General features: G+C 71.3%; 7 protein-coding genes. 3 read left to right on the top strand and 4 right to left on the bottom strand.

Going from position 1 to position 7093, the window contains the following annotated elements; all coding sequences use genetic code 11:
* Positions 1-261 precede the first annotated feature (261 nt).
* Together ACTHJJ_RS11380 and ACTHJJ_RS11375 are read left to right on the top strand one after the other, a co-directional pair.
* Positions 262-1527: an amidohydrolase gene (locus tag ACTHJJ_RS11380; protein ID WP_440303057.1), complete on the top strand. Its 1266-nt coding sequence runs from the start codon at positions 262-264 to the stop codon at positions 1525-1527.
* 1 nt (position 1528) lies between these two features.
* The gene (locus ACTHJJ_RS11375; protein ID WP_440303056.1) at positions 1529-2161 is read left to right on the top strand and encodes a trimeric intracellular cation channel family protein; all 633 of its coding nucleotides are present in this window, start codon (positions 1529-1531) and stop codon (positions 2159-2161) included.
* Between the two features lie 119 nt (positions 2162-2280).
* On the opposite strand, the gene ACTHJJ_RS11370 is transcribed toward ACTHJJ_RS11375, so the two are convergent.
* The 4 genes from ACTHJJ_RS11370 to ACTHJJ_RS11355 all read right to left on the bottom strand — a co-directional run bounded on the left by ACTHJJ_RS11370 (position 2281) and on the right by ACTHJJ_RS11355 (position 6086).
* Positions 2281-3153, bottom strand: a complete 873-nt coding sequence (locus ACTHJJ_RS11370) for an LLM class F420-dependent oxidoreductase (RefSeq protein ID WP_440303055.1) — start codon at positions 3151-3153, stop codon at positions 2281-2283.
* A gap of 76 nt (positions 3154-3229) precedes the next feature.
* Positions 3230-5125 carry a potassium transporter Kup gene (locus ACTHJJ_RS11365; RefSeq protein WP_440303054.1) on the bottom strand — a complete coding sequence of 632 codons (1896 nt, stop codon included), beginning with the start codon at positions 5123-5125 and terminating at the stop codon, positions 3230-3232.
* Positions 5126-5176: 51 nt separating this feature from the next.
* A complete protein-coding gene (locus tag ACTHJJ_RS11360; RefSeq protein WP_440303053.1) occupies positions 5177-5572 on the bottom strand; it encodes a nitroreductase family deazaflavin-dependent oxidoreductase in 396 nt (131 codons plus the stop codon).
* 70 nt (positions 5573-5642) lie between these two features.
* Positions 5643-6086, bottom strand: coding sequence for a MaoC/PaaZ C-terminal domain-containing protein (locus tag ACTHJJ_RS11355; protein WP_440303052.1), 444 nt, complete (start codon positions 6084-6086; stop codon positions 5643-5645).
* 140 nt (positions 6087-6226) lie between these two features.
* Here ACTHJJ_RS11355 and ACTHJJ_RS11350 point away from each other — a divergent pair, with 140 nt between their 5' ends.
* Positions 6227-7051 carry a PIG-L deacetylase family protein gene (locus ACTHJJ_RS11350; protein WP_440303051.1) on the top strand — a complete coding sequence of 275 codons (825 nt, stop codon included), beginning with the start codon at positions 6227-6229 and terminating at the stop codon, positions 7049-7051.
* Positions 7052-7093: the final 42 nt, after the last annotated feature.

Below are 7093 nucleotides of genomic sequence, written 5' to 3'. Positions count from 1 at the left end.
AGCGGGTCGCGCCAGATCGCGGAGAGCCCCCAGAGGCTGGCGGCGAGGGCGATGAGCCAGGTGCGGTCGGCGCGGCGGGTGCGGAGGTCGGCCATGCGGGACACCCTATGATCACGCGTATGCCGCTCAGTCGGCTCACCCTGTCAGCCTCCCGTGGGCGCGCTCACCGCCCTCCCAAGCAGGGCAACTAGGCTCCTCGGATCAGGCCCGTGCCTGGCCTCCCGGCCGGGCCGGCTCACTCCGTCGATCAAGGAGCGTTCCATGGCGACGACAGCGGCTGCAGCGGTGCTGGACCGGCTCGACGAGATCCGCCCCGGGCTCGAGGACTTCTACCGGGACCTGCACGCCCATCCCGAGCTCTCGCACGAGGAGCACCGCACCGCCGACAAGGTGGCGAGCCGGCTCACTGCGGCGGGTTTCGAGGTGCACTCGGGCGTCGGCGGGACCGGCGTCGTCGGCATCCTCCGCAACGGTGAGGGTCCGGCCGTCATGATGCGCGCCGACATGGACGCGCTCCCGGTCCGCGAGGCGACCGGCCTGCCCTACGCCAGCACCGAGACCGCGACCACCGAGGACGGCACGGACGTGCCGGTCATGCACGCGTGCGGCCACGACGTCCACGTCACCTGCCTGCTTGGCGCCGCGGACCTGCTCGCCGGCGCGAAGGACAGCTGGAGCGGGACGGCGGTCATGATCTTCCAACCGGCCGAGGAGGTCGCGGACGGCGCGAGCGGCATGGTCAAGGACGGGCTGACCGACCTCGTCGGCACGGTCGACGTGGCGCTCTGCCAGCACGTGCTGCCCTTCCCTTCCGGCCAGGTCGGCACGCGGAGTGGCCCCGTGCTCTCGACGGCCGACAGCATGCGGATCACGATCCACGGGCGCGGCGCGCACGGCTCGATGCCGCAGGCCGCCGTCGACCCCGTCGTCCTCTCGGCGATGGTCGTCGTCCGGCTGCAGACGATCGTCTCCCGGGAGCTGACCCCGGGTGACCCGGCCGTCCTCACCGTCGGCAGCGTCCAGGCGGGGACCAAGAGCAACGTCATCCCGGAGTCGGCGACGATCCAGCTCAACGTCCGCACCTACAGCGAGCAGACCCGCACGACGATCCTCAGCGCCATCGAGCGGATCGTGAAGGCCGAGTGCGAGGCGTCGGGCGCGCCGAAGGAGCCCGAGTTCGAGCTGTTCGACCACTTCCCGCTGACCTCCAACGACCCGGACGTGACGGCGCGCGTGGCGGCAGCGTTCACGCAGCAGTTCGGCGACCGGGCACAGGAGCTGCCCCGCCAGACCGCGAGCGAGGACTTCAGTGACCTGCCGCAGGCGTTCGGCGTCCCCTACAGCTACTGGGGGATCGGCGGCATCGACCCGCAGCTGTACCACCGGGCGGAACAGGCCGGCCGCGTGGCCCAGGATGTCCCGGTCAACCACTCGGCAGCCTTCGGTCCGGTGATCCAGCCGACCCTGGACACGGGAACGACGGCGATGACCGTCGCCGCGCTCGCCTGGCTGGGACGAGACAGCTGAGGTGGAGACCGGAAAGACCCTCCTCCTCGCGATCGACCTGACGGGCACCTTCGCGTTCGCCCTCAACGGCGCCCTCACCGCCATGCGGGTCGCCGACGTCGACATCATCGGCGTGCTGACGCTCGGCATCATCACCGCCATGGGCGGCGGCATCGTCCGCGACATCATTATCGACTCGCTGCCGCCGGCGACCTTCAGCGACTGGCGCTACCTCGCGGTGGCCGCCGGCGGCGCCCTGCTCGCCTTCTTCCTGGCCCGCTGGCTGACCGGCCTGATGGGAGCGATCAACCTGCTCGACGCCGTCGGGCTCAGCTTCTTCGCGGTCAGCGGCGCGAGCAAGGCGCTCGCGCTCGGCCTGGGACCGGCGCAGGCCGTGATCCTCGGCGCCGTCACCGCCGTCGGCGGCGGCACGCTCCGCGACGTGCTGACCCAACGGGTCCCGAACGTGCTGCGGAGCGAGCTCTACGCCATTCCCGCCCTCATCGCCGCGACGATCGTCGTCGTCACGACGGTCACCGGCGTCTACGGGCTGCCGTTCGCGCTGCTCGCCGCCGGGGCGTGCTTCGCCGTGCGGATGATCGGCGTCCGATACGACCTCAACGCCCCGAAGCCGCGCAGCCGCCCCGGTCAGTGACCCACGACCTCGGGTGGGAGCCCCTGGAGAGGAGCCCCCGGAGAGGCGCCCCCGTGCCGCCCCGCGGAGAGCGGCACACCCCAGTTGGTATGCCGCTCAGGCTCCCCGGGCCGCTTCCCTCACTGCCCCGCGAGCGCCGGGATGACCCGCTCGGCCATGATCTCGAGTGGGCGCATCGACTCGACCTCCTTGAGGGCGCCGTGCGCGACCTCGATGCCGAGGTCGGCGAGCTGGTGCAGGTGCTCGATCGTCCGGTCGACGTGCTCCCCGTTCGGGCCGAGGTCGAAGCGCAGCTGCACCGTCTTCTCGATCTCGTCGTAGTCGCGGCCGAGGCGCTCACAGTGCTCGCGGAGCACGTCGAGCTTGTGCGGCAGCTCCGGGCTGTCGAAGATGTTGCACGCGTCGGCGTACTGTGCGACGAGCCGCAGCGTCTTGCGCTCTCCGGAGCCCCCGATGAGGATCGGGGGGCGAGGGCGGGCGAGTGGCTGCGGCGAGTTGAGCGTCCGGGCGAGGTGGTAGTGCTTGCCCTCGTAGGGCCCGTCGTCGTCGCTCCACATCTGGAGGATGATCTGCAGCGCCTCCTCGAGACGCTCGAACCGCTCCTTCGTCGGCGGGAAGAACAGTCCGAGGCCCCGGGACTCCTCCTCGTTCCACGCCGCGCCGATCCCGAGCATGGCCCGGCCGCCGGACAGCACGTCGAGGGTCGTGGCGGCCTTGGCGAGCAGCCCCGGGTCCCGGTAGACGACAGCCGTGACGACCGTGAGGAGCTTGACGCGCTCGGTCTGCCCGGCGAGGAAGCCGAGGGTCGTGTAGGCCTCGAGCATCTCGTTCTCCGGCGGCCCGATCGGTCCGATCTGCCACACGTGGTCCATGACACTGACCCGGTCGTAGCCGGCGTCCTCGGCGCCGCGGGCGATCTCGACGAGCCGCCCACGCAGGGCCTCCGGTCCCCCGGGCCAGGTGAAGTTGGGGATGTGCAGTCCGAATCTCATTGGCACTCCTTCGAATATTGGTGGGTGCGGAAGACGTCGGCTACGCGTTGGTCCGGCGTCGGTCGTCGGTGGTCGGTCAGAGCGTCACCGTCGCGCCCATCGACACCGTCCGACTGCTCGGCAGCCGGAAGTAGTCGGTCGGCGACGCAGCGTTGTGCGCAAGGGCGATGAAGACGCGCTTGCGCCAGCGGGACATGTACTTCGTCGGCCCGCGGTGGAGCGTGATGCGGGAGAGGAAGTAGACGGCGTCGTCGGGTTCGATCGGCACGCCCTCGCGCTGGGCGAACTCGAGGGCGCGGGGCACGTTCTGGTCGTCCTGGAACCCGTAGTGCAGGTTGATGTGGATGATCTGGTCCTCGGGCCGCCCCACCGGGTGCCACCGGATCCGGTCCTGCGGCGCGACGTGCGGGATGACCTCGGAGACGGTTCCGACGATCACCACCCGCTCGTGGACGACGTGGTTGATCTTGAGGTTCTCGCGCAGGGCGATCGGCGTGGTGTCCTCGGCCGGGTGCATGAAGACCGCCGTGCCCGGCACCCTCGTGCAGGGCTCGGTGTGCATGTCCTCGAGGAACGCATCCAGGGGCCCCTCGAGGTTGCGCCGCTTGCGGGTCACGATGGCGGCGCCCTTGCGCCACGTGAGCATGGTCGTGGCCACGAAGATGGCGATGACGACCGGCAGCCAACCGCCGTGGATGATCTTCGTCAGGTTCGCCGAGAAGAAGGTCAGCTCGAGCACGCCGAAGAGGAGCCCGACCCCTACGAGCCGCCAGCGCGGCCACCCCCACGCCGCCTCGGCCTGCACGAGGAACAGAGTCGTGGTGAGCAGGAAGGTCCCCGTGACCGCGAGTCCGTATGCCGTGGCGAGCCGCTGTGAGGACTGGAAGATCAGCAGGAGCAGCACGACGCCGCCGTAGAGGACCCAGTTGATGACCGGCACGTAGATCTGGCCGCCCTCCACCGGCGAGGTGTGCCGGACGGTGAGGCGGGGCAGATAGCCCAGCCGCTCAGCCTGCCGGGAGACGGAGAACGCTCCGCTGATGACCGCCTGCGACGCGATGACCGTGGCGGCGGTCGCGAGGACGATGAGGGGGAAGACAGCCCAGTGCGGCGCCAGGAGGTAGAAGGGGTTCTGGATGGACGCCGGGTTTCGCAGCACGAGGGCGCCCTGGCCGAGGTAGTTGAGGGTGAGGCACGGGAAGACGAGCCCGAACCAGGCCCGCCGGATCGGGGACCGGCCGAAGTGCCCCATGTCGGCATAGAGCGCCTCGGCCCCGGTGATGGCCAGGACGACCGCCCCCATCGCGACGAAGGCGATCATGGGGTGCTCGAAGACGAAGGCGATCGACCACGACGGCAGGAGGGCCCCGAGGATGGCGGGGTCGTGCGCGATCCCGCCGATGCCGAGGACGGCGAGGACGAGGAACCACACGACCATGACGGGACCGAACATCCGCCCGACCCGATGCGTCCCGACCCGCTGGGCGAGGAAGAGCAGGGTGATGATGAGCAGCCCGAGCGGCACCTCGACATCCCGCAGCGCCGGCTCCGGCACGGAGAGTCCCTCGATGGCCGAGAGCACCGAGATCGCCGGCGTGATGACGCTGTCGCCGTAGAAGAGGGACGCGCCGATGACGCCGAGCACCATGACGAGCATCCCTCGCCGGCCACCCGGCCCCACCCACCGGCGCGCGAGCGCCGCGAGCGCCATGACGCCGCCCTCGCCGTCGTTGTCGGCGCGGAGGATGAAGGCGACGTACTTGACCGACACGATCACGGTGATCGACCAGAAGACGAGGGAGATCACCCCGTAGACGTCGGAGTGGGTCGGTCGGACGATCCCGCCGTCGATGGCGAAGACGGTCTGGATCGCATAGAGGGGGCTGGTGCCGATGTCACCGAAGACCACGCCCAGGGCTCCGAGGGCGAGGACGGCCCATCCCGACCGGCGTTGCGCGTGCGCTCCGCTCATCCACCCCATTATCCGCTCCCGACCGCTTCGTCACCCGAGGACATATGCCGCTCAGTGCGGCGGCGCCTCCGCCGCCCTGCGCAGCCGGATGAAGGTGCGGATGCCGGTCCGGGCGAGGGCGAACCGCCAGAAGCCGTCGACCTCCTCGAGGGCCTGCTGCCTCGTCAAGACGGCGGGGTCGGTGCACTCGTGGTCGCTCCCGCGCCACGTGAGGGTGCACTGCCCGGCGGCGATGACGTTGCGCGCCCAGTTCGTCTGCGGCCCCCACGGCAGGCCGATGAGGAACGCCGTCGGCGTCGACACGACGGCCACCGGCACGGTGTACGGCCGCCCGCTCGTCCGGCCGACGTGGTGCACCTCGGCCCAGAGGGGGAACCAGGGCTTGCCCGCGAGCTGGTCCGCGACGGGCCCGAAGGCCCGCACGAGCCAGGAGGGAGGTGCGGCCATCCACCCAGCATGGCACCGGCGGCCCGGCCGTATGTCGCCCAGCTCCGCCCAGCCCGGATCAGCCGGTCGCTCAGTCCGCGGGTCGGCGGGCCACCATGAGCCCGATCCGGCCCTCCTGGACCAGCTCGTCGCGCTGGTTGCGCAGCTCGAACCGCCGGTCCAGGATGCCCGCGTCGCCGCGGCTCGTGAGCCGCGCCCCGAGGATCTCGACGCGGCAGCGGACGGTGTCGCCGATGAGGATCGGCCCCACGAACCGCCAGTCGTCGATCCCGAGCAGGGCGATGGAGCTGTCCTCGAACACGCCCAGCCGGGACGCGAGCCCCATCGCGACCGAGATGCCGAGCATGCCGTGGGCGATGCGCTCGCCGAAGCGGCTCTCGCGCATCGACTCGGCATCCGTGTGTGGCGGGTTCGTGTCCCAGCTCCACCCGGCGAAGAGGACGACGTCCGTCTCGGTGACCGTGCGTGCCTGGGTCGTGAAGACCTGCCCGACCTCGAAGTCCTCGTAGAACACGCGTAGAGGGTATGCCGCGGCCCCGCCCCGCGCGGACCCGCGGCGCCCGCTGGTGCGCGCTGAGCGGCATACCCCGCGATTCTCCTGACACCCGTGGTCGGCCGCCCTACGCTCGGCGACAACCCGGCCAGGGAGGAACCATGTCCGACCGCCCGCATCGACCGACGCTGCTCGTCACCGTCGCCCACCCCGACGACGAGTCCTTCGGGTGCGGCTCCGTCATCGCGACCGCGGCCGCGCTCGGCTGGCCGGTGGTCGTCTGCTGCGCAAGCCGCGGCGAGGCGGGTGAGGACACCTCGGGCCGGCACCCGACACCGGAGTCCCTCGGCATGGCCAGGGAGGCGGAGCTGCGGGAGGCCGCGGCCACTCTCGGCGCCGCGGACGTTGAGCTGCTCGGTTTCGCCGACTCCGGCTGGGACGGGCCGGCCCCAGCCGGTTCCCTGGTCGCCGACCCAGCCGGGCTGCGTGCTGCCGTGGCCGACGTGCTCGGCCGCCACCGCCCGGATGTTGTCGTGACGCTCGACCCGACGGGGTCGGACGGCCACCGCGACCACGCCATGATCGGGATGACGACGACCCAGGCCTTCGAGGAGGTCGTCGACTGGCCCGCCTCGCTCTACCACTGGTTCCTCCCCCGCTCGCTCATGGCCCAATGGGCGGCCGAGGTCTCGGGCCGCGACCCGGACAGCGTCTACCTGGAGACCGAGCTCGGCCGGCCCGACGGCGACGTCACGACCGTCATCGACGCCTCGGCCGTCCTCGATCAGCGGTGGGCCGCCATCGGGGTGCACGAGACGCAGCGCTCCCCCTACGAGGGCATCTCGCCGGAGCTGGCCGCGCGGTTCGTCGGGCTCGACCACCTGGTGCGAGTGGTGCCGCCCTGGGAGGGCGGCGAGCCGGAGCGAGCGTTGTTCGTGCCCGCCGCCGCCCCGAACCCCGCCTGGCCTACCCCTCATTCGAGGTAATCCGCGGACACGACCGACCGGTAATTACCTCGCACCGGAGGG

It is taken from the genome of Intrasporangium sp. (assembly GCF_051961875.1).
GTDB lineage: Bacteria > Actinomycetota > Actinomycetes > Actinomycetales > Dermatophilaceae > Intrasporangium_A.
This window is presented reverse-complemented; position numbering and strand designations above follow the sequence as displayed.

Excerpts from the sequence above, each read along its gene's own strand:
- ACTHJJ_RS11360 (WP_440303053.1), bottom strand. The coding sequence starts at position 5,572 with ATGGCCGCACCTCCCTCCTGGCTCGTGCGGGCCTTCGGGCCCGTCGCG.
- ACTHJJ_RS11380 (WP_440303057.1), top strand. The coding sequence starts at position 262 with ATGGCGACGACAGCGGCTGCAGCGGTGCTGGACCGGCTCGACGAGATC.
- ACTHJJ_RS11350 (WP_440303051.1), top strand. The coding sequence starts at position 6,227 with ATGTCCGACCGCCCGCATCGACCGACGCTGCTCGTCACCGTCGCCCAC.
- ACTHJJ_RS11370 (WP_440303055.1), bottom strand. The coding sequence starts at position 3,153 with ATGAGATTCGGACTGCACATCCCCAACTTCACCTGGCCCGGGGGACCG.
- ACTHJJ_RS11365 (WP_440303054.1), bottom strand. The coding sequence starts at position 5,125 with ATGAGCGGAGCGCACGCGCAACGCCGGTCGGGATGGGCCGTCCTCGCC.